Below are 1,134 nucleotides of genomic sequence, written 5' to 3' on the forward strand. Positions count from 1 at the left end.
CCTGCGGCCGAGCGATTTCGTTGCCGCGATCGGGGCCTTTGCCGAGCAATACCGCCAGGGCGATCCTGGCGCTTTGCAGCCTTTTCTCGGCGCCAGGGCGACCCGGCGCGCCGTGCAGGTTAACCTTCTCGTCCATCTTGTCGAGCACTTTCAGGTCTTTCAGCACTGGCAGCGCCTGTGCCGCGAACGCTTCGTTGAGCTCGAAGAAGTCGATATCGGCAATCCCCAGGCCCGCACGCTTCAGTGCTTTCTGCGTGGCCGGTACTGGACCATAGCCCATGATCGCCGGGTCCACACCCGCCACGGCCATCGAGCGGATCACGGCCATCGGCTGGATGCCCAGGTCCTGGGCACGCTGCGCCGACATCACGATCATGCACGAAGCACCGTCGGTGATCTGCGACGAAGTACCGGCAGTCACGGTACCGCCCTTCGGATTGAACGCCGGCTTGAGGGTCGCCAGGCTTTCCAGGGTGGTCTCGGGACGAATGGTTTCGTCGTAGTCGAACAGTTTCAGGAAACCGTTCTCGTCGTAACCCTGCATCGGGATGATTTCGTCCTTGAACTTGCCTTCCACGGTCGCCTTGTGGGCGAGCTGGTGGGAGCGCAGGCCGAAGGCATCCTGTTGCTCGCGGGTAATGCCGTGCATCTTGCCGAGCATCTCGGCAGTCAGGCCCATCATGCCCGAGGCTTTCGCCGCGTACAGGGACATGTGCGGGTTCGGATCAACACCGTGCATCATGCTCACGTGGCCCATATGCTCGACGCCACCCACCACGAATACGTCACCATTGCCGGTCATGATCGCCTGGGCGGCGGTGTGCAACGCGCTCATCGACGAGCCGCACAGGCGGCTGACGGTCTGGCCGGCCGAGGTGTGCGGGATCTGGGTCATCAGCGACGCCATGCGCGCGATGTTCCAGCCCTGCTCCAGGGTCTGGTTCACACAGCCCCAGATCACGTCTTCGACTTCCGCCGGATCGACCTTGGCGTTGCGTTCCAGCAATTTGCTGATCAGGTGCGCTGACATGTCTTCAGCGCGGGTATTACGGTGCATGCCGCCCTTGGAACGGCCCATCGGAGTACGACCGAAGTCGACAATCACGACGTCTCTAGGATTCAAGCTCATATATT

Annotated in this window: 1 protein-coding gene; it reads right to left on the reverse strand. The window is 62.0% G+C overall.

Going from position 1 to position 1,134, the window contains the following annotated elements; all coding sequences use genetic code 11:
• Window positions 1–1,129: acetyl-CoA C-acyltransferase FadA (fadA, locus tag ACQKQA_RS30410; RefSeq protein WP_427564807.1), on the reverse strand; the 1,129-nt coding region annotated here is incomplete at its 3' end.
• Window positions 1,130–1,134: the final 5 nt, after the last annotated feature.

Source organism: Pseudomonas sp. NPDC089530, from assembly GCF_050280705.1.
Taxonomy (GTDB): Bacteria; Pseudomonadota; Gammaproteobacteria; order Pseudomonadales; family Pseudomonadaceae; genus Aquipseudomonas.